The organism is Bradyrhizobium sp. Bra78, assembly GCF_024519855.1.
GTDB lineage: Bacteria > Pseudomonadota > Alphaproteobacteria > Rhizobiales > Xanthobacteraceae > Bradyrhizobium > Bradyrhizobium japonicum_G.
Genome location: NZ_JALJRE010000005.1, coordinates 193,207 through 212,984, shown reverse-complemented (window position 1 = coordinate 212,984; position 19,778 = coordinate 193,207). Strand labels below are relative to the sequence as shown.

At 63.5% G+C, this 19,778-nt stretch carries 29 protein-coding genes and 1 tRNA gene; 12 read left to right on the top strand and 18 right to left on the bottom strand.

Going from position 1 to position 19,778, the window contains the following annotated elements; genetic code table 11:
- The 3 genes from OC450_RS14095 to OC450_RS14085 all read right to left on the bottom strand — a co-directional run bounded on the left by OC450_RS14095 (nucleotide 1) and on the right by OC450_RS14085 (nucleotide 4,869).
- Nucleotides 1–2,004: an acetyl/propionyl/methylcrotonyl-CoA carboxylase subunit alpha gene (locus OC450_RS14095; protein ID WP_262048085.1), complete on the bottom strand. Its 2,004-nt coding sequence runs from the start codon at nucleotides 2,002–2,004 to the stop codon at nucleotides 1–3.
- A 4-nt stretch (nucleotides 2,005–2,008) separates the two neighbouring features.
- Nucleotides 2,009–3,613, bottom strand: a complete 1,605-nt coding sequence (locus OC450_RS14090) for a carboxyl transferase domain-containing protein (protein ID WP_211385753.1) — start codon at nucleotides 3,611–3,613, stop codon at nucleotides 2,009–2,011.
- Between the two features lie 83 nt (nucleotides 3,614–3,696).
- Entirely contained in the window at nucleotides 3,697–4,869 is a 1,173-nt protein-coding gene (locus OC450_RS14085; protein ID WP_211385752.1) for an isovaleryl-CoA dehydrogenase, read from the bottom strand.
- Nucleotides 4,870–4,981: 112 nt separating this feature from the next.
- Here OC450_RS14085 and OC450_RS14080 point away from each other — a divergent pair, with 112 nt between their 5' ends.
- On the top strand, nucleotides 4,982–6,010 hold the full coding sequence (locus OC450_RS14080) for an AraC family transcriptional regulator (RefSeq protein WP_211385751.1): 1,029 nt from the start codon (nucleotides 4,982–4,984) through the stop codon (nucleotides 6,008–6,010).
- Between the two features lie 17 nt (nucleotides 6,011–6,027).
- On the opposite strand, the gene OC450_RS14075 is transcribed toward OC450_RS14080, so the two are convergent.
- Together OC450_RS14075 and OC450_RS14070 are read right to left on the bottom strand one after the other, a co-directional pair.
- The gene (locus OC450_RS14075) at nucleotides 6,028–6,519 is read right to left on the bottom strand and encodes an Lrp/AsnC family transcriptional regulator (protein ID WP_211385750.1); all 492 of its coding nucleotides are present in this window, start codon (nucleotides 6,517–6,519) and stop codon (nucleotides 6,028–6,030) included.
- A gap of 290 nt (nucleotides 6,520–6,809) precedes the next feature.
- Entirely contained in the window at nucleotides 6,810–7,115 is a 306-nt protein-coding gene (locus OC450_RS14070; protein WP_211385749.1) for an ETC complex I subunit, read from the bottom strand.
- Between the two features lie 254 nt (nucleotides 7,116–7,369).
- Here OC450_RS14070 and OC450_RS14065 point away from each other — a divergent pair, with 254 nt between their 5' ends.
- Nucleotides 7,370–8,539 carry an OpgC domain-containing protein gene (locus OC450_RS14065; RefSeq protein ID WP_256808121.1) on the top strand — a complete coding sequence of 390 codons (1,170 nt, stop codon included), beginning with the start codon at nucleotides 7,370–7,372 and terminating at the stop codon, nucleotides 8,537–8,539.
- A gap of 166 nt (nucleotides 8,540–8,705) precedes the next feature.
- Complete coding sequence (locus OC450_RS14060; protein WP_211385747.1) at nucleotides 8,706–9,104, top strand: translational machinery protein; 399 nt, start codon at nucleotides 8,706–8,708, stop codon at nucleotides 9,102–9,104.
- Nucleotides 9,105–9,126: 22 nt separating this feature from the next.
- On the opposite strand, the gene OC450_RS14055 is transcribed toward OC450_RS14060, so the two are convergent.
- Nucleotides 9,127–9,318: a hypothetical protein gene (locus OC450_RS14055; RefSeq protein ID WP_211385746.1), complete on the bottom strand. Its 192-nt coding sequence runs from the start codon at nucleotides 9,316–9,318 to the stop codon at nucleotides 9,127–9,129.
- A 311-nt stretch (nucleotides 9,319–9,629) separates the two neighbouring features.
- Here OC450_RS14055 and OC450_RS14050 point away from each other — a divergent pair, with 311 nt between their 5' ends.
- On the top strand, nucleotides 9,630–9,776 hold the full coding sequence (locus OC450_RS14050) for a hypothetical protein (RefSeq protein WP_211385745.1): 147 nt from the start codon (nucleotides 9,630–9,632) through the stop codon (nucleotides 9,774–9,776).
- A 380-nt stretch (nucleotides 9,777–10,156) separates the two neighbouring features.
- Here OC450_RS14050 and OC450_RS14045 read toward each other — a convergent pair whose 3' ends face one another.
- The gene (locus tag OC450_RS14045) at nucleotides 10,157–10,552 is read right to left on the bottom strand and encodes a hypothetical protein (RefSeq protein WP_262048084.1); all 396 of its coding nucleotides are present in this window, start codon (nucleotides 10,550–10,552) and stop codon (nucleotides 10,157–10,159) included.
- A gap of 325 nt (nucleotides 10,553–10,877) precedes the next feature.
- On the opposite strand from OC450_RS14045, the gene OC450_RS14040 reads away from it, so the two are divergent.
- The gene (locus tag OC450_RS14040) at nucleotides 10,878–11,039 is read left to right on the top strand and encodes an RNA-binding protein (protein ID WP_256808117.1); all 162 of its coding nucleotides are present in this window, start codon (nucleotides 10,878–10,880) and stop codon (nucleotides 11,037–11,039) included.
- Nucleotides 11,040–11,073: 34 nt separating this feature from the next.
- Here the strand turns inward: OC450_RS14040 and OC450_RS14035 are convergent.
- From OC450_RS14035 to OC450_RS14020, 4 genes are all read right to left on the bottom strand, one after another.
- Nucleotides 11,074–11,150: transfer RNA gene (locus OC450_RS14035), tRNA-Pro, on the bottom strand.
- Between the two features lie 94 nt (nucleotides 11,151–11,244).
- Entirely contained in the window at nucleotides 11,245–11,718 is a 474-nt protein-coding gene (locus OC450_RS14030) for a DUF192 domain-containing protein (protein WP_211385742.1), read from the bottom strand.
- Between the two features lie 113 nt (nucleotides 11,719–11,831).
- On the bottom strand, nucleotides 11,832–12,461 hold the full coding sequence (locus OC450_RS14025) for a cold-shock protein (RefSeq protein WP_211385741.1): 630 nt from the start codon (nucleotides 12,459–12,461) through the stop codon (nucleotides 11,832–11,834).
- Nucleotides 12,462–12,670: 209 nt separating this feature from the next.
- Nucleotides 12,671–13,432 carry an SIR2 family NAD-dependent protein deacylase gene (locus tag OC450_RS14020; RefSeq protein ID WP_262048083.1) on the bottom strand — a complete coding sequence of 254 codons (762 nt, stop codon included), beginning with the start codon at nucleotides 13,430–13,432 and terminating at the stop codon, nucleotides 12,671–12,673.
- Nucleotides 13,433–13,687: 255 nt separating this feature from the next.
- Here OC450_RS14020 and OC450_RS14015 point away from each other — a divergent pair, with 255 nt between their 5' ends.
- Complete coding sequence (locus OC450_RS14015) at nucleotides 13,688–13,852, top strand: hypothetical protein (RefSeq protein ID WP_007610153.1); 165 nt, start codon at nucleotides 13,688–13,690, stop codon at nucleotides 13,850–13,852.
- Between the two features lie 81 nt (nucleotides 13,853–13,933).
- On the opposite strand, the gene OC450_RS14010 is transcribed toward OC450_RS14015, so the two are convergent.
- The gene (locus tag OC450_RS14010; RefSeq protein ID WP_211385820.1) at nucleotides 13,934–14,227 is read right to left on the bottom strand and encodes a hypothetical protein; all 294 of its coding nucleotides are present in this window, start codon (nucleotides 14,225–14,227) and stop codon (nucleotides 13,934–13,936) included.
- A gap of 287 nt (nucleotides 14,228–14,514) precedes the next feature.
- On the opposite strand from OC450_RS14010, the gene OC450_RS14005 reads away from it, so the two are divergent.
- On the top strand, nucleotides 14,515–14,745 hold the full coding sequence (locus tag OC450_RS14005; protein WP_211385739.1) for a hypothetical protein: 231 nt from the start codon (nucleotides 14,515–14,517) through the stop codon (nucleotides 14,743–14,745).
- 87 nt (nucleotides 14,746–14,832) lie between these two features.
- On the top strand, nucleotides 14,833–14,970 hold the full coding sequence (locus OC450_RS14000; protein WP_211385738.1) for a hypothetical protein: 138 nt from the start codon (nucleotides 14,833–14,835) through the stop codon (nucleotides 14,968–14,970).
- 97 nt (nucleotides 14,971–15,067) lie between these two features.
- On the opposite strand, the gene OC450_RS13995 is transcribed toward OC450_RS14000, so the two are convergent.
- Both OC450_RS13995 and OC450_RS13990 read right to left on the bottom strand, forming a co-directional pair.
- Complete coding sequence (locus OC450_RS13995) at nucleotides 15,068–15,265, bottom strand: hypothetical protein (RefSeq protein ID WP_256808110.1); 198 nt, start codon at nucleotides 15,263–15,265, stop codon at nucleotides 15,068–15,070.
- 813 nt (nucleotides 15,266–16,078) lie between these two features.
- Complete coding sequence (locus OC450_RS13990; RefSeq protein ID WP_211385736.1) at nucleotides 16,079–16,234, bottom strand: hypothetical protein; 156 nt, start codon at nucleotides 16,232–16,234, stop codon at nucleotides 16,079–16,081.
- A gap of 383 nt (nucleotides 16,235–16,617) precedes the next feature.
- Between OC450_RS13990 and OC450_RS13985 the strand changes: the two genes are divergently transcribed.
- Nucleotides 16,618–16,836: a hypothetical protein gene (locus OC450_RS13985; protein ID WP_211385735.1), complete on the top strand. Its 219-nt coding sequence runs from the start codon at nucleotides 16,618–16,620 to the stop codon at nucleotides 16,834–16,836.
- A gap of 256 nt (nucleotides 16,837–17,092) precedes the next feature.
- Here the strand turns inward: OC450_RS13985 and OC450_RS13980 are convergent, their stop codons facing one another.
- Together OC450_RS13980 and OC450_RS13975 are read right to left on the bottom strand one after the other, a co-directional pair.
- Nucleotides 17,093–17,281 carry a DUF2934 domain-containing protein gene (locus tag OC450_RS13980; RefSeq protein ID WP_372703278.1) on the bottom strand — a complete coding sequence of 63 codons (189 nt, stop codon included), beginning with the start codon at nucleotides 17,279–17,281 and terminating at the stop codon, nucleotides 17,093–17,095.
- A gap of 128 nt (nucleotides 17,282–17,409) precedes the next feature.
- Nucleotides 17,410–17,706: an HU family DNA-binding protein gene (locus OC450_RS13975; protein ID WP_007591377.1), complete on the bottom strand. Its 297-nt coding sequence runs from the start codon at nucleotides 17,704–17,706 to the stop codon at nucleotides 17,410–17,412.
- Between the two features lie 410 nt (nucleotides 17,707–18,116).
- On the opposite strand from OC450_RS13975, the gene OC450_RS13970 reads away from it, so the two are divergent.
- From OC450_RS13970 to OC450_RS13960, 3 genes are all read left to right on the top strand, one after another.
- The gene (locus tag OC450_RS13970) at nucleotides 18,117–18,302 is read left to right on the top strand and encodes a hypothetical protein (RefSeq protein ID WP_211385734.1); all 186 of its coding nucleotides are present in this window, start codon (nucleotides 18,117–18,119) and stop codon (nucleotides 18,300–18,302) included.
- A 154-nt stretch (nucleotides 18,303–18,456) separates the two neighbouring features.
- A complete protein-coding gene (locus OC450_RS13965; protein WP_262048082.1) occupies nucleotides 18,457–18,759 on the top strand; it encodes a hypothetical protein in 303 nt (100 codons plus the stop codon).
- Nucleotides 18,760–18,897: 138 nt separating this feature from the next.
- Nucleotides 18,898–19,074, top strand: a complete 177-nt coding sequence (locus OC450_RS13960) for a hypothetical protein (RefSeq protein WP_262048081.1) — start codon at nucleotides 18,898–18,900, stop codon at nucleotides 19,072–19,074.
- A 136-nt stretch (nucleotides 19,075–19,210) separates the two neighbouring features.
- Here OC450_RS13960 and OC450_RS13955 read toward each other — a convergent pair whose 3' ends face one another.
- Nucleotides 19,211–19,474, bottom strand: a complete 264-nt coding sequence (locus OC450_RS13955; RefSeq protein ID WP_262048080.1) for a hypothetical protein — start codon at nucleotides 19,472–19,474, stop codon at nucleotides 19,211–19,213.
- Between the two features lie 115 nt (nucleotides 19,475–19,589).
- Nucleotides 19,590–19,778 (bottom strand): hypothetical protein (locus tag OC450_RS13950; protein WP_262048079.1); only part of this gene is annotated, 189 nt, incomplete at its 5' end.

The following is a 19,778-nucleotide window of genomic DNA, read 5'->3' as shown; positions in this document are numbered from 1 at the left end:
TCACTCTCCGGAAGGCTCGACCACGGCGAGCTCGACACCCTCCTGCACGATATCGCCGACCTTGCACTTGATGGACTTCAGCACGCCGGCATAGGGCGCCCGCAGCGTCTGCTCCATCTTCATCACTTCCAGGGTGAGGATCGGCGCACCCTTGTCGAGCCTGGCGCCCTCCTCGGCCAGCACGGCGACGACCGTGCCCGGCAATGGAGCTGCGATCTTGTCTTCGCCGACATACTCCTCGCTCTCGCCGCCGAACGGGTCGACCCAATGCAGGTCGAACCGGCCGTTGCGCGTGCGCAAATAGAGCTCATGGCCGTCGATCACGGCTGTGACCGACGATCTGACGCCGTCGAGCGTCAGGTCGAAGCCGCCGTCCTTGGGCACGACTGCAAAGGCAAGCTCCCGTTCGCCGATCACCAGCGTCGACGGTCCGCTGCCGTAGTTCAGCGCAACCTTCTGTTCGGGCCCGTGCCCGACACGGAAGGAAAAGCTGCGCTGGCGGCGGCCGACCGGCATCCAGCCAAAGGTCTGCCACGGCGAATCCGCGTCTCCTTGAGCGGCCTGCCGCTCGTCGTTGATGACGGCGGCCACCGCGGCGCAGAACTCGAGCTCGCCAGGCGCCGGCGAGGCCTGTGTCAGGACCGCCAGCTCGCGCTCGATGAAGCCGGTGTCGATCGCGTTCGCCCTCACCTTCGGATGCGTCATCAGCGCGGACAGGAACGGGATGTTGGTGACGATGCCGCGGACGTCGGACTCTTCCAGCCCGCGGTTCAACCGCTCGATCGCGACGTCCCGCGTCGGCGCCCACGCGATCATCTTTGCCAGCATGGCGTCGTAGTAAGGCGAGACGGCATCGCCCTCGCCATAACCAGCGTCGATGCGCAGGCCGCCGCCTTCCGCCGGCAAGCGCCATGTCGAAATTTTTCCGACCGAAGGCATGAAGTTCTTCGTTGGGTTCTCAGCGTAGACGCGCGCCTCGACGGCATGGCCGTTGAGCCTGATCTCGTCCTGCTTCAGCGGCAACGCCTCGCCGAAGGCGACGCGCAACTGCCATTCGACGAGATCGATCCCGGTGATCAGCTCGGTCACGGGATGCTCGACCTGGAGGCGGGTGTTCATCTCAATGAAGAACACGTCCTTGCCGTCGGAGACGAACTCGATGGTGCCGGCGCCGACATAATTCACGGCGCCCGCCGCTTTTCGCGCGGCGGCGCAGACGGCCTCGCGCTGGGCAGCATTGAGCGTCGGCGACGGCGCCTCCTCGATCACCTTCTGGTGCCGGCGCTGCAGCGTGCATTCGCGCTCGAACAGCGACAACAGATTGCCGTGGCTGTCGCCGATCACCTGCACCTCGATATGCCGGGGATTGTCGACATATTTCTCGATCAGCATGCGGTCGTCGCCGAACGCGGCCTTGGCCTCGCGCTTGGCGCTGACGATCGCAGGCGCAAGCTCATCGGCCGACCGCACGATCCGCATGCCGCGGCCGCCGCCGCCGGCCGACGCCTTCACGAGTACGGGGAAGCCGGCCTTCTCGGCCGCCTTTGCCAGCGTCGCCTCGTCCTGGGCCTCGCCGTGATAGCCGGGCACCAGCGGCACGCCCGCCTTTTCCATCAGGGCCTTGGAGCCGGACTTCGAGCCCATCGCATTCATCATCCCGGCGGTCGGGCCGACGAAGACCAGGCCCGCATCGAAGCAGCCTTGCGCAAACTCCGCATTCTCGGACAGGAAGCCGTAGCCGGGGTGCACGGCCTCCGCGCCGGTCTTCTTCGCGGCGTCGATCAGCCGCTCGACATTGAGATAGCTGTCACGGGCCCGCGCGGGCCCGAGCAGCACGGCCTCATCCGCGAGCGCGACATGCATCGCGTCGCGGTCGGCCTCGGAATAGACCGCGACGGTGCGCAGGCCCATGGCGCGGGCGGTGCGGATGACGCGGCAGGCGATCTCGCCGCGATTGGCGATCAGGAGCGTGCGAAAACGGCGGTAGAGCTTTGAGCGGTCCATCGCATCACATCCTGAACAGGCCGAATGTCGTCGGCTCGATCGGCGCATTCGACGCCGCCGAGAGGCCAAGGCCGAGCACGAGGCGGGTGTCGGCCGGGTCGATCACGCCATCGTCCCACAGCCGCGCGGTCGCATAATACGGATGCCCCTGGCTCTCGTATTGCGCGCGGATCGGGCTGCGGAACGTCTCTTCGTCTTCCTTCGACCAGCTATCGCCCTTGGCCTCGATATTGTCGCGGCGGACCTGGCTCAGCACCATCGAGGCCTGCTCGCCGCCCATCACCGAGATGCGCGCGTTCGGCCACATCCACAGGAAACGCGGTGAATAGGCGCGGCCGCACATGCCGTAATTGCCGGCGCCATAAGAGCCGCCGATCACGACGGTGAATTTCGGCACCGAGGCGGTCGCGACCGCCGTCACGAGTTTCGCTCCGTCGCGCGCGATGCCGCCGGCCTCGTATTTCTTGCCGACCATGAAGCCGGTGATGTTCTGCAGGAACACCAGCGGAATGCCGCGCTGGCAGCACAGCTCGATGAAATGCGCGCCCTTCAGCGAGCTCTCGCTGAACAGAATGCCGTTGTTGGCGATGATGCCGACCGGGTAGCCCCAGATGTGGGCGAAGCCGCAGACCAGCGTCGTGCCGTAGAGCTTCTTGAACTCGTCGAACTCGGAGCCGTCGACGAGCCGTGCGATGATGTCGCGCACGTCGAACGGTTTTCTGCCGTCAACGGGCACCACGCCATAGATCTCCTCCGCCGCAAACAGCGGATCGCGCGTCGGATGCATGTTGAGGTTTGGCCGCGTCGACGGCTTGAGCGTACCCACGATGCGCCGGGCGATGCCGATCGCATGGGCGTCGTTCTGGGCGTAGTGATCGGTCACGCCCGACTGGCGCGAATGCACGTCGGCGCCGCCGAGCTCTTCCGCGGTGACGACCTCGCCGGTTGCAGCCTTCACCAGCGGCGGGCCGCCTAGGAAGATGGTGCCTTGATTGCGCACGATGATGCTCTCGTCCGACATCGCGGGGACATAGGCGCCGCCGGCCGTGCAGGAGCCCATCACGATCGCGATCTGCGGAATGCCCTGCGAAGACATCTGCGCCTGATTGTAGAAGATCCGGCCGAAATGGCGCTCGTCAGGAAAGATCTCGTCCTGCAGCGGCAGGAAGGCGCCGCCGGAATCGACCATGTAGACGCAAGGAAGGTTGTTCTGCCGCGCGATATCCTGCGCACGCAGATGCTTCTTCACCGTCATGGGATAATAGGTGCCGCCCTTAATGGTGGCGTCGTTGGCGACGATCACGCATTCGCGGCCCGAGATGCGCCCCACTCCGGTGACGACGCTCGCCGAATGCACGTCGCCGCCATAGAGGCCATAGGCCGCGAGCGGCGACAGCTCCAGGAACGAGGTCCCGGGATCGACCAGCAGGTCGACCCGCTCGCGCGCCAGCATCTTGCCGCGCGAGGTGTGGCGGTTGCGCGAAGTCTCGCCGCCGCCACCGGCGACCTGGCTCAATTTTTCGCGCAGGTCCGCGACAAGGGTGCGCATGGCCTCGGAATTGCGCGCAAAGTCCGATGAAGACGTGTCGATGCTGGAATGGAGCGGCATGGAGGTCCCGCGTTTTCTGGTGATCTGGTGAGGGCCGCGAACAGGTTGGACCCATTTCGCGGCAATTCCAATTGCGTGAAGGCTTAAGCCGTCTCGGCCATCAGTTCGCGGCCGATCAGCATGCGGCGCACCTCCGAGGTGCCGGCGCCGATCTCGTAGAGCTTGGCGTCGCGCCAGAGACGTCCGACCGGAAATTCGGACGTATAGCCGACGCCGCCGAGCGCCTGGATCGCCTCGCCCGCCATCCACGTCGCCTTCTCCGCGGAATAGAGGATCGCAGCCGCAGCGTCCTTGCGCAGCGTCCGCGCATGGTTGGAGCGGTCGCAGGCCTTTCCCACCGCGTAGACATAGGCGCGCGTGGCCTGCCACGTCGCGTACATGTCGGCAAGCTTGCCCTGCATGAGCTGGAAGTCGCCGATCGGCTGGCCGAACTGCTTGCGCTCGTGCATGTAGGGCACCACCGCGTCCATGCAGGCCGCCATGATCCCGAGCGGGCCACCCGACAGGACTGTGCGCTCGTAGTCGAGGCCCGACATCAGCACCTTGACGCCCTCCCCCACCTTGCCGAGCACGTTCTCCTCCGGCACCTCGCATTCGTCGAAGAACAAGGGATAGGTGTTGGAGCCGCGCATGCCGAGCTTGTCGAGATGCTGGCCGTGGGTGAACCCCTTGAAACCCTTCTCGATGAGGAAGGCGGTCATGCCGCGCGGTCCCGCCGCCGGATCGGTCTTGGCATAGACGACCAGCACGTCGGCATCGCCGCCATTGGTAATCCACATCTTGGAGCCGTTGAGCACGTAGCGGTCGCCGCGCTTGTCGGCGCGCAGCTTCATCGAGACGACGTCGGAGCCGGCGCCCGGCTCGGACATCGCCAGCGCGCCGACGTAATCACCGGAAATCAGCTTTGGCAGATAGCGCTCGCGCTGCGCGTCGTTGCCGTTGCGGCGGATCTGGTTGACGCAGAGGTTGGAATGGGCGCCGTAGGACAGCCCCACGGCCGCGGAGCCGCGTGAAATCTCCTCCATGGCGACGATATGAGCGAGATAGCCCATGTTCGAGCCGCCATATTGCTCCGGCGCGGTCATGCCGAGCAGGCCAAGGTCGCCAAGGCGCTTCCAGAGGTCGGCCGGGAACAGATTGGCCTTCTCGATCTCGGCGGCGCGCGGGGCGATCTCCGCCTCCACGAAGGCGCGCAACGTGTCGCGCAGCATGCTGACGTCTTCGCCCAGATCGAAATCGATGCTCGGGATGTTCACGGCGATTCCTCCGTATTTTGGTCACCGAACCTAGCGGGGTCTTGGCCCTCTTGCGGTCGAAAAGGTTGCATTTTCCGCCAAACTTGGCGAGGATTTTCCCTGGGGAGTTTCGATGCCTTTTCAAGCCGCCACCGCAATCCCGCGCCGCGCCGTGACCCCCGCCGCCTTCGTGCGCGGCGTGGTTGCCGCCTATGAGCGATATGGCCGCGATCCCGCGGAGGCGCTGAGCCGGGGCCAGGTAACGCCAGACCTTGTCAATTCTCCGGATGGGCGGGTCACGGCGGCCCAGTTCGAGGCGCTGGCGGGCCATGCCATGCGCGAGCTCGACGACGAGGCGCTCGGCTGGTTCTCGCGCCGGCTGCCCTTCGGCACCTACGGCATGCTGTGCCGCGCCTCGATCACGGCGCCAACGCTGGAAGTCGCGCTCAGGCGCTGGTGCCGGCATCATCGCCTGCTGACGGAGGACGTGCTGCTCGATCTTTCGATCGACGAGGAAACCGCGGTCGTGTCGATTAGGGAGCTGCGCGACCTCGGGCCTCTACGCGAGTTCTGCCTGGTCACCCTGCTCCGCTACGTGCTCGGCTTCTCCTGCTGGGCGGTCGATTCCAGGATCGCGCTTCGCACGGCGGAATTCCCGCATGCCGAGCCCGGCCATGTCTCGGTCTATCCGACCATCTTTTGCAGGAACCTGAGCTTCGATGCGGACCGCGCCCGCATCGTCTTCGACAAGCATTATCTCTCGCTGCCGCTCACCCGCAGCGCGGCCGATCTCGACAACATGCTCAAGGGCGCGTTGCGGTTGACCGTGCTGCCCTACCGCCGCGACCGGCTGCTGGTCGAGCGCGTCCGCCGCGTGCTGCGCAATGCGCGCGGACGCAGCCTCGGCGCCGAGGACGTCGCGAGCGAGCTGGCCCTCTCCACCCGCACCATGCACCGGCGCCTGCGCGAGGAAGCGACATCGCTGCGCGGTCTCAAGGAGGAGGCAAAGTTCGAGCTCGCCAAACAGGAATTGATGCGCGGCCGCACCCCGATCAAGCGGATCGCGGAGATCGCCGGCTTCCGCAACGAAAAGAGCTTTTCCCGCGCCTTCCGCACCTGGACCGGCACCTCGCCGAGCGAGTTTCGCGGCAGGTATCGGTGAGGCGAGCGAGCGCGCCGCTATCCTGCCGACGCCGCCATGATGCCCTGCAACGGCAGCGGCACATCTTTCGCCACCCCCAGCACAGGGAAGCTGCGAACGTTCTTGACGTTCGGCATCGCGGCGAAATGCAGCAGCTGCTGGCGCATGCTCTCGACGCTCGGCGCCACGCATTTCAGGAGGTAGTCGGTGTCGCCCGAAATCCGCCAGCACTGCTGGATGCGCGGGATCGCTGCGATCGAGTTCTCGAACGCCTCCAGCACCGGCTGGGCCTGGCTGCCGAGCTGGATCGAGACGAACGACACCACCTCATAGCCGAGCAGCCGCTCGTCGATGACCGCGCGCACCGCCCGGATCACGCCGCGGCTGAACAGCGATTTCAGCCGCCGCACGCAGTTGGGCCCGGACACACCGACGCGAAGCGCCAGCTCGTTGTTGCGAACCCGCCCGTCCTGCTGAAGCTCGGAGAGTATCTTCAGATCGACACCGTCGAGCTGGTCACGCCCCGCCATAGCCCACCTCGTCATAGCCCTTGAGGGCGGGCAGCGAAGCACGCGGCGGAATTCGTGCCAACCACCTTGGGCGCGCACAGGGCTGGAATAGCGGGGCCGGGCCCTCAGGATAAGGTCGCGTTGCGCAGCGAGATTTCTGACCCTCATGTTGAGGAGCCCGCCAAAGCGGGCGTCTCGAACCATGCAGGCCGCGCTGGTCCGTCAACCTTTCGCTGTCAGGAGCACCGCTCCCAAAACGCGAATACCCGGGACAAGCCCGGGCATGACGTGCCGACAGAATGTGCCGCCCCTCAATGCGTCCAGGGCTCGCCGCGACGGAACGAGAAATTGTCGGCATAGGCGGCCGGGCGTCGCACCGATTCCTGCGGCTCGATCACCTGGTAGGCGATGCCCTTGCGTTCGCAATAGGCGACAGCCTCGTCCTTGCTGTGGAAGCGCAGCGTGATCTGCTGCTTCATGTCGCCGGACGAGGTCCAGCCCATCAGCGGCTCGACCGCACGCGGCTGCTCGGGCTCGTAGTCGAGCTGCCATTCCTTGGTCTTGGACCGGCCGGATTGCATCGCGTTCTTGGCGGGCTTGAAAATGCGTGCGGTCATGGTCGTCCGGGCCTCTTCGTCTTTTCGTTCGATTTCGATGCGTCACGGTGGCAGTTGGTGGAAACCGCGGGCATAGTATAGAGACGCCTTTCAGGAACTGTTCAGTGATTCCGGCTCCCGGGCGCCCTGCTTATGGGTATAGTCATTATGCTGCACCGTGACAATTGCGTACCCGCCTTCCGCGCCGGGATCCCGCCCGGCGGACCTGCCTCGCCGACATCAGCGTATCCGTCCCCTCCGAAAGCTTCCGTCGCATGTCCTTCCTGAACATCAACGCCACGCTCCCGGAAAAGGGCCGTGACCTCAGGCTCGACCTGTTTCGCGGCGTCGCAAACTGGGCGATCTTCCTCGACCATATCCCGGACAACGTAGTGAACTGGATCACCACCCGCAATTACGGCTTTTCCGACGCCGCCGACCTGTTCGTCTTCATCTCCGGCTACACCGCCACCTTCGTCTATGCGCGGATGATGCTGGAGCGCGGCTTTCTCGTCGGCGCCACGAGGCTGACCAAGCGGGTCTGGCAGCTCTATGTCGCCCACATCATCCTGTTCGTGATCTACATCGCCTCGATCAGCTATCTGGCGCTGCGCTTCGGCGATTCCGAGATGATCAACGAGTTCAATGTCGCCGGCCTCGTCGACAACGCCACCGAGACGCTGCGCCAGGGCCTGTTCCTGCGCTTCAAGCCGCTCAATCTCGACGTGCTGCCGCTCTACATCGTGCTGATGGGCCTGTTTCCGCCGGTGCTGTGGTTCATGCTGCGCAAGCCCGATTTAACGATGGCGCTGTCGATCGTGCTGTGGCTCTCTGCGCGCCACTTCGGCTGGAATCTGAACGCCTACCCGGCCGGCCAGTGGTACTTCAATCCGTATTGCTGGCAGGTGCTGTTCGTGTTCGGCGCCTGGTGCGCCATGGGCGGTGCGCAGCGGTCAGGGGCGGTGATCAACTCGCCGATCACGCTGTGGCTTTGCCTTGGCTATCTCGCCTTCGCGCTGCTCATGACCATGGCCGGCCGCTTCCCGACCCTCGGCGGCATGTTCCCGGAATGGCTGTTCTCGGCCTTCAACCCGAACGACAAGACCAACCTGGCGCCCTACCGCTTCATCCACTTCGTCGTGATCGTGATCCTGGTGATCCGCTTCCTGCCCAAGGATTGGCCGGGCCTGGAGTGGAGGATATTCGATCCGGTGATCGTGTGCGGCCAGCAGTCGCTCGCCGTGTTCTGCGTCGGCGTGTTCCTGTCCTTCGTCGGGCATTTCGAGCTGTCGATGAGCTCGGGCTCGCTGTTCGCGCAGATCTTCGTCAGCGTCGCCGGCATCGCGATCATGACGACGGTGGCCTATTACATCTCGTGGTCGAAGAAGCAGGACAAGCCGCTGAAACCGCCGCCGCCCAAGCCGGCTGCCGCGAAGGCCGCCTGAACCGGGAACGTCCGGGCGTGCCGTTTCGATGCCCCTGTCGGTTCGGCCGTTCATCCGAGATCGGGTTGACCTGCGTCAACCAAAGCCGGCACCGGCCGACCTAGTGTTGCTGCGACTCGTATCGCCGCACCGATGTCGGCGGCTTCCTCGGACAAGGCCAAAGCACATGCCCTCTCATTTTCACGCCGTGGTGTGGATCGACCACTCGCAAGCCCGGATCTTCCATCTCGGCCTGAGCGGCTCCGACGAAATCACGCTGCATCCGCAACTGGCGACGCGTCATCTCCATCACAAGGCCAATGTGACCGGCAGCGGCCATGCCGCACCCGACAAGACGTTCTACGCTGATGTGACCAAAGCCCTCGCCGATGCCGGCGAAGTCCTGATCATCGGCCCGGCGAGCGCGAAGACCGAACTTGCCAGTCACATTCGCGCCCATGCTCCCGATGTCGCCAAGCGGATTGCCGCAGTGGAAGCGGCCGATCATCCCTCCGACAACGAAATCATCGCCTACGCGAAACGTCACTTCAAAGTGCCGCTGCCGCGCGTGCAGGCACCAACCTGAAAGCGGGATGACGATCTTTCCTTCAGGCGGCTTCGCTGTCGTACTCGGTAAACTTCTTGTAGATCCAGTCGCGGCCGTCGTGGCGGCGCCAGACCTTGCCGACCACGAGCTGCCCGTTGATCGAGCGGCGCGGCACGATCACGGTCCAGAGGTGCCAAATCTCGGTCCAGCTCGACTGCTGGCCGACGGTTCGGACGTTGCGATCGAAAGACATGATGCAGAACTCACAAGATACGAGCGCCGCGACGAACCGTGATCTCGTGTGAGCACAGATTTCAGGCAGCCCATCGCGCGAGCCGGAACGATCTGATAACAGCCGCCGAAGCGGCCGCAACAACCGCTCGCCCTTAACCTAACCGATCAACCTTACTTGTTGTGGCCGAGCGGCGAGACCGGTTGTAAGCCGGCGCCAATTTTTCTACACTGGATGCACGATTTGAGAATGAGCGCGCCGTTTTGAGGGCGCGCGGTGATTTTTTAGCCGACACGAATTTTGAAAAATATTGACGGGCTGGGGCGACCACAATGTATTTGCAATGTGCATGTCTGCGCCTGGCGCTGCGATCGACCCCGCATGCGCCGCTCGCAAAGACGCCGCCGAAGGCCGCCAACGACAATCAATTGGTCTGGCCGTTCCTGCCGTTTCCATTCGGCTGGTACGCCACGAACTGATCACCGGAGCATGATCGGATCTGATTGCATCAGAACCGAAGCACTGGATTTTTGGCTTGAAGCGTCTTGTCGACGCGAACCGCTCTTCGCCTCGCTCGAAAAGCGCAACGCCGCGCAAGCGTAATATCATCGCTTGGCGGCGTCCGTTTAGGCATTGGGCGCTGAAATCCCCAACACTCATTTGTCTATGGCGACGCCCAAAGGTTCGATGAAGTTTTCGAATTCTGCGCCCGCCGCTCCGCCCCAATGCCTTGAAAAATCGCGCAGAAGTAGCGCTGTGCAGAGGATGAGCGTCGAGGCTTAGGAGGCTTCGGGCATCGGTTTGCCGGAGTTCCTGGAAGCGCAGCAAGCCGCGTGCCCTGGCCGGCGCTCAGCTTCGCTCAGACGTCCGTGTTTGCGCCGGTGCTTGCGCTGGCGCTGGACGCAGCCGGGGCACTGGCGCCGATCGTGCCCTGGGCGTTGTAGGTCTGCCCCGCCTGCTGATCCTGACTGCCTTGCGCGCTGGTCGAGGTCTGGACCTCGGTCGTGCCGTCGGAATAGGTGATCGTCGTGGTGGTGATGCCGCCAATGGTGGTGGAGACCTCGCTGACGATGCTCTTGGCCGAGCCGCCACCGCCTCCCGATCCCGAGCTTCCGCTCGCCGATTGCGCGGACGACGTGGCCGATGTCGAGGACGACGTCGCCGATGTCGATGAAGCCGCGGAGGACGTCGTCGCCGCGGTCGACGGGGCCGTCGTCACCGACGCACTGGTTGAAGCAATCGCACTGACCGACATCGAGACCTCGCTCGGGGAAACACGGGCGCAGCGCGATGGCGCGCCTTGTCCTCTTTCAACGCAGCGGGCCCGCCAAGCAGGCGCAGGAGACGCGAAAAATTCCTTTGCTGCGCATTTCCGGCCGACCCGCCGGCAACCTTTTACTGCGCAGCGTGTTGCAGCTTTTTCCCACCTGTCCGTGCATCCGAAGGCATGCTCCATCAACGCATGCGCGCCTGCAGGGACAGCCAACCGTCTCACGTCCGTGTGAGCTGGAGCGCGGCCAGTGAATTTTAGCGAATGCGCAGAGACCAACGAAGAGCAGGCCGCAAGGCAGGGGGACGCTGTGAGCCAGGTTGATACGACCGAGAAACTCTCCGAGGTGCCGGACGCCGGAAGCTCGCTGTTCGCACTCTGCGGGCTCGGCGTCGCCGGGATCGTCATGCTGGGCTGGATCTGCGCCCTCGCCTGGGTCGCCTGGCGCCTCGCCGGTTGGCTGTGGTTCTGAGGCGTCCCAAAGGCCCGAAGCATCAGGTCGGGACTGGTCGGGGCAGCTGGATTCGAACCAACGACCTGCAGTACCCAAAACTGCCGCGCTACCAGGCTGCGCTATACCCCGAATGTCCGGCGAGCCCCGTCGATACACGCTTCCCAAAGCGCCAGCAAGCTTCCTAAACGCGCCAGCAAGGCTCGCAGCGCCCTCGCCGCCGGCCCTATTTGCCGCCGAACAGCGGGTGGCCGACGCGGTCGCCGACGCGGATGCCGTATTTCTGCGCCGTCCCCGCCACCACCTCCAGCACGGCCCGCGCGGGCCCCCGGGACGAGATGATCTTGGTCGACAACGGCTCGGTGCTTTCGGCGATGCGCAGGATGCGGCCGTCGGCGCGGATGAAGATCATGTCGAGCGAGACATAGGTGTTCTTCATCCACATCGACACTTCCTGCTCGGGATTGAAGTCGAACAGCATGCCTTTGCCGTCCGCCAGTTCCTTGCGGTACATCAGGCCGGTCTGCTTCTCCTCCTCCGTCGTCGCCATCTCGACCGAGAACACCTGCACACCGTTCCTGGTGACGATCTCGAGCGGCTGGAAGCTGGCGGCGCCGGCGACGGCCGTGCCGGCGATGACCAGGATGACGGCAAGCCAGCCCTTCGCAATGGCGAAGGCGGCCTTTCGATCGAAATTCATGGATAGCTCTCGAGGCGTGGGACTGACCAGTCCATACGTGGCGGTCGCCGGAAAAGCCAGAGGCGCGCCGGCCGGCCAGCGCGCCTCTGCTCACGATTGCGGGAATTGGCGAGCTAGTGGGAGGAAACCGGCGATCCCGTCTCAGGATGGATCTCGGCCGCCATCATGCCCTTGGAGCCGGGCCCGAAGCGGACCAGGACATACTGGCCAGGCCGCAGTTCGGTCATGCCGAAGCGGCGCAGCGTCTCCATGTGCACGAAGATGTCGGGTGTCCCCTCGCCGCAGGTCAGGAAGCCGAAACCGCGCAGCCGGTTGAACCATTTCACCTGGGCCCGCTCCAGCCCGCTGGTCGCGGTGACCGTGACATGGGTGCGCGGCGGCAGCATCTGCGCCGGATGGATCGCGGTCGATTCGTCCATCGAGACCACGCGGAAGGCCTGGTAGCCCTTGGCGCGCTGGATGCACTCGACGACGATGCGGGCGCCCTCGTAGGCGGTCTGGAACCCGTCGCGCCTAAGCACGGTAACGTGCAGGAGGACGTCCGGCCAGCCATTGTCCGGAACGATGAAGCCGTAACCCTTCGAGGCGTCGAACCATTTGATGACGCCGTGAACCTCGACGAGGTTGGCGCTGCCCTCACCAAGCCCGGTGAAGGGACTGAGCGCGCTGTCGCGACCACCGCCGTGATCGCCCACCGCGGGAACTCCGACCTTCTTGGACTCAAATCCGTCCGACGACCCCATAACCCCGGACCCCACACATTCCATGCAACCCGCCTGAATGGCGGCGTCGAATCACGCGTCTTTGGAGAATCTTGAGAATGTCTTCCCAACTCGACGCGACGCGAATCTTTCGACTCAAAAGATAACACTCCCGGTTGCGAGGCATAGACAAAAAAGAGATTCGCCGGAACCTATGAACAGCTTGCACAGCCGCGAATCAAATTGATGCCTCAATTTCCGACAAAGGGCCCGAGCGTTTCGCCAATGTCGTGGCGGATCACGAGGTCGGCGATGTCGTCCTGCTCGGTCGGCTCGCGGTTGATGATCACCAGACGTGCACCTGAGTTCTTCGCCATCATCGGAAAGCCCGCCGCCGGCCATACCACCAGCGAGGAACCGATCGCGATGAAGAGGTCGCAGGCCTGCGACAGCGCGGTCGCACGCAACATTTCATCCTCGGGCATCATCTGGCCGAACGAGATCGTCGCGGTCTTCACCGGCTCGTCGCACGCGGTACAGTTGGGCGCAGCGCCCTCATCCTCGAAACGGCGCTTGACCCAGTCGAGCGGATAACCCTGCCCGCATCCGATGCAGCGCGCATGAGTGGTGTTGCCGTGGAGCTCGATCACGTGGTCGCCCGCAACGCCCGAAGCCTGATGCAGATTGTCGATGTTCTGGGTGATGATGGCGGGAACCTTGCCGGCGCGGTAGAGCGAAGCCAGCGCGCGATGGCCGCGTCCGGGCCTCGCCGCCGCAAACACCTCCTCCATCGCGAAGCGCCGGCGCCAGGATTCGTCGCGTGCTGACTGGCTGGCGACGAATTCGTCGAACGGGATCGGGCGGTTGCGTGTCCAAATTCCGCCGGGCGAGCGGAAGTCGGGAATGCCGCATTCGGTCGAGATGCCGGCGCCGGTGAACGGCACGATCCGTTTCGCTTCGGCGATCATGTCGCCGAGCCGTTCAACGCCGCTGCGAAGGTCCGATGCAATCAACGCGGCCTCCCGATGTGTTCGTGCGCTAGCTGCAATGCGCGCAAGTGACAAGATTGTTGACGCTCTTATCCACCGCGGCGCAAGACGTGGTCGGCAATTTTTTCCGACCTTCGCTTATCACAATCCTGCAATGCCGCCTCCCCATTGACGCCCCAATCAGAAGCGCCAATGCATGTGTTGACGCGACTCAACGTGATTGCGGCGGCAGTGCTTGAGTTCAGCAGTGCACATACTCACGTGTAGAGGGGATTTGACATGACCGAAGACGAACAACGCAAGATCCGCGAACGCGAAGAGATCGCCGCCCGTGTCGCCGCCTTCCGTGCCACGCAGGAAAAATTCAAGCGCGAGCGCGACGAATATTTCGTCTCGACGCTCGACAATGCGCGCAAGGTGGAGCGGCCCTCGCTCTGGCCGTAATCCACCGGGATCAATACGCGTGAAAAAAGCCCGGAGCGTTGCTCCGGGCTTTTCATTTGTTCCGCCGTTACTCTTCGGCCGTTACCAGTGACGGTAATAGTGGTGGCGGCGATAGTACGGTCCGTCGCCGTAATAGGCGTACGGGCCGGGGCCGTAAGCGTAGGCGGGACGGCCATAGTAGCCGTATCCCGGGCCGTAGCCGTAGCCATAAGGATGGGACGCGGCAACCGCGCCCGCGGTGATCGCGCCGGCGGCGAGGCCGAACGCAAGGCCCGGACCGATGCCGCGACCGCGCGCCTCGGCCGGCGCAGGGGCCGCAACCGCGGTCACGCCGACGGCTGCAACGGTAGCCAGAACTGCCAGTGTCTTCTTCATCATTTAAACTCTCCTCCTTCGCATCTCGCAGGGACAACGCGCCCCGACTGCGATGGTTGCGCGGGCGCGGAACCCGGGCCGTCGAAAAAATGTCGAAACGCAGGGAACGAAAGCGCGTTCGGCAAATTGCATCTTCAAGTGCGGAAGCCTCCGCCATCCGGTTGAGGCAACAGCACGAAGACCCCGTCAGCATCTCCGCGGTGCTGGCGGGGGTTTTGGTTTCACGGTGAAGCAATGGCAGCCGCCGACCATTGCTGCCAGACGGGGCCGATGCCGAGGAGGAGACATTGCCGATATCCGCGTTGCTGGCCCGTATCCGCAGGCTCGTTCCAAAATCGCGCGACCAACATTACGACGAGATCGTCCGCAATTTCGGTGTCGGCGCGTTGCGGCCGCCGCCGATGCCGATGAGCGACGGCGAACTGGCGCGGGCCATCGCCGAGTTCCTGAAAGAGCAGCCGTCCAGCAAATCCGTCGCCACCCTGGGCCGGAAGCTCGACCCCTCATCTCCGCTTTAGGCGGCCTTTGGAGGCGCCCTTGCGTCGGTTCGGGGAACGTGCGCGGCGGGCGCGCGTTGAGCTTGCCATCACGACAAGAGGCGCGACATGCCCGTTTGGCTCGAAATTTTGGTCAATCTGTCCGGCTATGCCGGCTTCGTCGCGCTCGCGACCCACGGCACCGCGTGCTGCGAGACCTCCGCAGACAATCGCATCCACAATCGTATTCATGGCGACGAACGCTAGAGCGTGATCCGGAAAAGTGCGAAGCGGTTTTCCGAAAAGATCATACTCAAACAAGAACCTCAAGCGCGATGACGATTCATCCCAATTTCATCGCGCTTTAGTTCGCGTGCGGCGCCTGGCCTGCCGTGCGCACCAGCCTGTCGGCCTTGACCGCGACGCGGGTGTCCTCGAGCTGCGGCCGCAGCGAAAAGCTGATCACCACGAAAGCGAGACAGAACAGCGTGCCGACGACGGCGACGCGCCGGTAGGTGTGGCGGTCACCCTGATAAAACGACGGTTCTGAAAAAGGTGTCATGAAAGCTGCCTTGAAAGTTTTCTTGGCAAATTGTCTTCTTGGCAAAATCGTTTGGTCTCTTGCCAGACACACCTATCCCAACCCGCGCCAGGTGCAACGCGATTGGGCTTTTAACCTAACCGAATAGGGTTATCGGCTTCCCGGCAAGCTTCCGTTAGGAGCTGGGCAAGGCGTCGTCCGATCCTCACAGGCGCGGCAGCAACGTCGCGCCAAAGTCGGGGCCCGCCATCGGCCGGGTTTGTTCCAGCTTCGCCTGCATTTCGTTCTCAAAGAACGAATCGGAATCCAGGAAATCGGCCCGACGCAACGCTTAACAATTCGTTCGCCTGCAAACGAATGCTGCCGGCGAACGCCGCAAAGCACCTGGCGTCGCGACAAGCCCGCGATTACTCCGTGTCGCTGGGCCGCGGTGATGGCTGCGGCACTTGCGGCACCGACGGTCTGGCTTTGCGAAGGCGCGGATGCCTGTCGTACCAGAACACTTTTGCGATCTCGACGAGAAACCAGCACGGATCCATCTCGCTCTCCGTTCTTGCTCTTCAAGTCCCGCTTGCCTGGCCTCATTGCGTAACGAGGACGAGAAGACGGGACCGTGCGAAGCATCACGGTGCAGGTTTGGAGCAAGCGTCCCGCATCGAGACAGAAGCCACGGCTTGTTCTGCATCCGACTCCATTTCGTTCGCGAAGAACGAATCGGAGTCGAAAAATCAGCGGAGCGTGATTCCTAACGATCGGTGAAAGCGCGGCGCCGCGTCCCTGCTATCTGGACTGCGACACGCTTGCCGATTGCCGTCGAGATCCAGCGAGGCCCGATCACGCCGCCTGTTTCGCCGCCGTATCCTTCTCCGAAAAATCCTTCTCCGAAAAGCATTCGAGGATCTGGATGCGCAGCTCTTCGGCGGCGGGGCCTTCGACCTTCCTGAGTTGATTCCAGAGCCTGATGACTTCGCGTTGTTTCTCGACGGTCATGGTCACCTCCACAAGAGATGACCAGACTAGAACAAAATGGGAACAAAAAGTCCAGTCCCTCCTGCGAAAATCCACCGGCGCATCACCGCGGCGCTTTTCGATGCCGGGAATTTCAGCGCCCGGTCACATGGCCGCCCCACCTGGCGCACATGCTCAGTCCCGGCGATGCGGTTGCTTTTTGGATTTTCAACCTTAAGTTCGGGGTACCGCTGGCGGCCAGGCGCTGAAATCCCAACGCTGCCAGCTGGAAGAGCCCCGTGCGCAAGCGCGGGGTTTTTCTTTTTCGCGGTCTTGCCTGCTGCGAACGTCGGCAGCCTAAGCGAGCGCGCATTTGCGGGAACGCACCGCCGCCCTGCCCGTTACTTCCTCCGGAGCGAGGGACCGTGGCCAAAAAATACTACGCCGTCGAGGTGGTGCGTCAGATCGAGGAGACCGTGGAGATCATGGTCGAAGCGCCGGACGAGGCCACTGCACATGATGCCGCGCTCGCACATTTGAAAGCGCGCGGCTCCGAATATCAGTGGCTCAATCCCAAATGCGATTTCGTCGTCTGGCGCGAACGCCAGGTCGACCCGCCCGCGATCATCGACGTGTCGGTGTAGCCGGAGCAGCGGCGGGAACGAACTCTTCCGTCTTGCGTTGTCCGGCCGAATGAAGTGGTGCCGGCGGCTGTGCGACGCGGCCGATCGGCTTGAAGAACCCCGCGGTCAAAGCGGGGTTTTTCTTTTGCGGGTCTTCTTGGAGGCGCGGCCGGGGTTTTCCGTGGCTTGTGCCGGGGCGTCGTGACGACGTTCGGCATTGCGATCGCCGAGCACCATCCCTTCTTCAGCTGCTGAAGCGATGGCAGGGGGGCGGTTGCTACGGGGTCGTCAGACCGGCAGATTGTCGGTCATCCCCGGCGGCACCTCGGCCCCGCTCGGTCCGCTCGGCGAGAAGCTCCTTCTCGGCCTGGTACCAGAAAGTGTCCATCCGCCCCGGGGGCTCACCGGCTGCAGTCCAGAGGTGATAGGCGCGGTTGCGGATGTCCTCTTCGCTTAAATCGGCCATGTGCTTTCTCCCTTTCGGAAGCAAAGCCTACAACGCCCGGGAGTTCCCTGTCCCCCCTCTTCAGCATCGGCCGGCACTCGCTGCGGCGCTTCCCGCAAGGAAGCCGCCGCAACGAAAACGCTGGCGGCTTAGACGGAGTCCTTGGCCACCTTGAGCGGCGAGGCCTTCACCGACTTGCTCGCCGGCTTCGCCGCGAACTGCATCGGCTCCTTGGTGAAGGGATTGACGCCCATGCGGGCTTCGGTCGCAGGCTTGTTCACCACCGACATCTTCACGAAGCCGGGAATGACGAACTCGCCAGACTCGTTGAGCTCCTTGTAGCCGACCGTCGCCATGTACTCGATCACCGACTTCACGTCGTTCTTCGACAGCTGCGTGCCTTCGGCAATAGCATCGATCAATTGGGTCTTCGTCATCTTCGCCATGTCTGAATTCCTTTGAATTGGTGCGCGCGAGCATGCTCCGCTGAGGACGCGGCCGGACCGCGGAGGCGCGCTTCTGATTCATGCCAACTGTCATGAAGTGCGGGGCTTAGAACCCATCGAGGCCTAAAACGCAAGCAGGGGTTCGGCGGGGGAGCCGGAGGATCGTCCGAAAAGGGCCGCTTCCTGGGCCGTTTTCCTGTTGAACCATTTTCGCTCTGGGGCGTCTAACTCTTTGAAGTCCCCAAGCTTCACCCCATCAGAGAGCCCCGCTTTCCCCAGGCGGGGCTTTCGCCTTTGCCGGGGCCGGCGGCGCTTCCGATCGGGCGTGACAAAAGGTCAGTGCCGGGCCGCCGGGATAAGGACCACCACAAGGCGGTTCTCTTTTCACGCCATCTCCCCCATAATGCAGCATGGCAAAAACAAAAGTGACCTTCAAAACCGTCCGGATCGCAGACGGCGAGTGGAAAATCGTGGCGGATTATCCGGACAGCGAAGCACGCGAAATCAAGGGCTTCACCAGCAAGGCAGATGCCGACGACTGGATCAACGGCGACCGCAAGATCGCCTGGCTCCGCTCCCAGGGCTACGCCAAGTGAATCGCATCAAGTAACTCGCGCCGAGTGACCCGTTGATCCCGCCCAAGGGACTCACCTCGTCGTGAAACTTGTGGCTCGGCCTCCCATTGTTGAGACTTCAGTAACCCAACGCCGCCAAGCTCTCTTCAGTATCGTTGCGTTGGAGTACCTGACAGTGCTGGATTTTGACGAGCTGCGTGAACTCGCGGCCGATGTTCGCGTTTTCGTCGACATCGCCGAAGACAAGGCCGAAGCGCTTCGCGCCGTCATCGCGGCTTACGACGTCGTGCTGGCGATCTTCCCGGCCAACGAAGGCATGGGCCTCCACGTCATCAAGGGCCGCGAGATCCTGGACAGGATTGCAGGATCGCGGACCCATGTGATGTACAGCCACACGGCCATCGCGGTTCCCGATCTCGAGCATGCGGAAGTGCTCAAGCTGCTGACGACCCCCGTCGAGCAACGGATTGCAGCGTAGATTGCAGACGGCGCCCTGATCGCCCGCACCGCTTCCCGCAAGCCGGCGCGGTCATCTTGCGCGTGCATCACAAAGATGGGCACGCAGGAACGGTCAGTTTTGACGCGCGTTGACAAATCTCCAGCGAAGGAGAATGTCATGAGCGTCGAAGGTAAGGCGAAGGAAGCGGCCGGCTACGTCAAGGAAGAACTGTACGAGCACGGCAAGTCCCCCGACAGCCAGAAGAAGGCCCAGGAGGGGCGCGACCTCAGGAACGAAGGCCGCGTCGAAGGCGGCAAGCCGCCGAAGACGACGAAGCCCGGCACCGGTCACTGAACCCGATTTTTGAAGACCGCCCCTGGCCATGCCAGGGGGCGGTTTTTCACCTCGGCATGGCGGCGTTTTGAATCTGTCGTCAGCAGGGTCGCAGGCAACACCGGGCGATGCGACGGTGCCGAAGCTGACCGCCGAACTATGCAGCCGCCTTGTTCGACCGCCGCTCGAAAGCCGTGATGGCCCGGTTCGTCAGCATCAGTCGGCGATGCTCGCCGTTGCGGACCATCTCCTCGACCGTCGTCGAGAGAAAGCGGCCGGTGAATGCGGGGTCGCTGATTTGTCCCGTGCGCTCCAGATAATTCCAGGCGATCTGCACGGTGTGTTCGATGAGTTGGGACAGGTTCTCGCTCATGCAGAACCTACGCGTGGCCGCGCCGCCGGTTCCAAGAAACCAGGACATAGAGTCGTGTCTTACCGCGGAACTGAAGAAGACGATGCGGCAGGGATCAATGGCCGATCCCCGCCTCCCGCAGGATCACCAGAGAAGACGCGCCCCCGGGTGCTAATCCGCTTTCCTAATTATCGCACTTGCCGGGATTGGCGCTGCACCAGCGGCTCACCGCGCTGCTGTCCCAGCCACGCGCCTTGTTGACGGAGACGCACTGGTCATATGTGCAGGTCTTCCCTTTCGCGGGTGCCTTGGATTGTTTTTGCTGGGCAACGGCCGGGCCGGCCGCGAGCGCAATGGCCACCGTCAAAGCAAA

Bases quoted from the DNA above. Each gene is read 5' to 3' on its own strand.
- OC450_RS14050 (WP_211385745.1), top strand. From the start codon at position 9,630: ATGTATTTGCAATGTGCATGTCTGCGCCTGGCGCTGCGATCGACCCCG.
- OC450_RS14080 (WP_211385751.1), top strand. From the start codon at position 4,982: ATGCCTTTTCAAGCCGCCACCGCAATCCCGCGCCGCGCCGTGACCCCC.
- OC450_RS13995 (WP_256808110.1), bottom strand. From the start codon at position 15,265: ATGACACCTTTTTCAGAACCGTCGTTTTATCAGGGTGACCGCCACACC.
- OC450_RS14065 (WP_256808121.1), top strand. From the start codon at position 7,370: ATGTCCTTCCTGAACATCAACGCCACGCTCCCGGAAAAGGGCCGTGAC.
- OC450_RS14025 (WP_211385741.1), bottom strand. From the start codon at position 12,461: ATGGGGTCGTCGGACGGATTTGAGTCCAAGAAGGTCGGAGTTCCCGCG.
- OC450_RS14030 (WP_211385742.1), bottom strand. From the start codon at position 11,718: ATGAATTTCGATCGAAAGGCCGCCTTCGCCATTGCGAAGGGCTGGCTT.
- OC450_RS14055 (WP_211385746.1), bottom strand. From the start codon at position 9,318: ATGTCTTTCGATCGCAACGTCCGAACCGTCGGCCAGCAGTCGAGCTGG.
- OC450_RS14075 (WP_211385750.1), bottom strand. From the start codon at position 6,519: ATGGCGGGGCGTGACCAGCTCGACGGTGTCGATCTGAAGATACTCTCC.
- OC450_RS14060 (WP_211385747.1), top strand. From the start codon at position 8,706: ATGCCCTCTCATTTTCACGCCGTGGTGTGGATCGACCACTCGCAAGCC.
- OC450_RS13990 (WP_211385736.1), bottom strand. From the start codon at position 16,234: ATGACCGTCGAGAAACAACGCGAAGTCATCAGGCTCTGGAATCAACTC.
- OC450_RS13960 (WP_262048081.1), top strand. From the start codon at position 18,898: ATGAGCGTCGAAGGTAAGGCGAAGGAAGCGGCCGGCTACGTCAAGGAA.
- OC450_RS13980 (WP_372703278.1), bottom strand. From the start codon at position 17,281: ATGGCCGATTTAAGCGAAGAGGACATCCGCAACCGCGCCTATCACCTC.
- OC450_RS14045 (WP_262048084.1), bottom strand. From the start codon at position 10,552: ATGTCGGTCAGTGCGATTGCTTCAACCAGTGCGTCGGTGACGACGGCC.
- OC450_RS13970 (WP_211385734.1), top strand. From the start codon at position 18,117: ATGGCAAAAACAAAAGTGACCTTCAAAACCGTCCGGATCGCAGACGGC.
- OC450_RS14090 (WP_211385753.1), bottom strand. From the start codon at position 3,613: ATGCCGCTCCATTCCAGCATCGACACGTCTTCATCGGACTTTGCGCGC.
- OC450_RS14070 (WP_211385749.1), bottom strand. From the start codon at position 7,115: ATGACCGCACGCATTTTCAAGCCCGCCAAGAACGCGATGCAATCCGGC.
- OC450_RS14095 (WP_262048085.1), bottom strand. From the start codon at position 2,004: ATGGACCGCTCAAAGCTCTACCGCCGTTTTCGCACGCTCCTGATCGCC.
- OC450_RS14000 (WP_211385738.1), top strand. From the start codon at position 14,833: ATGCCCGTTTGGCTCGAAATTTTGGTCAATCTGTCCGGCTATGCCGGC.
- OC450_RS14010 (WP_211385820.1), bottom strand. From the start codon at position 14,227: ATGAAGAAGACACTGGCAGTTCTGGCTACCGTTGCAGCCGTCGGCGTG.
- OC450_RS14015 (WP_007610153.1), top strand. From the start codon at position 13,688: ATGACCGAAGACGAACAACGCAAGATCCGCGAACGCGAAGAGATCGCC.
- OC450_RS13955 (WP_262048080.1), bottom strand. From the start codon at position 19,474: ATGTCCTGGTTTCTTGGAACCGGCGGCGCGGCCACGCGTAGGTTCTGC.
- OC450_RS13975 (WP_007591377.1), bottom strand. From the start codon at position 17,706: ATGGCGAAGATGACGAAGACCCAATTGATCGATGCTATTGCCGAAGGC.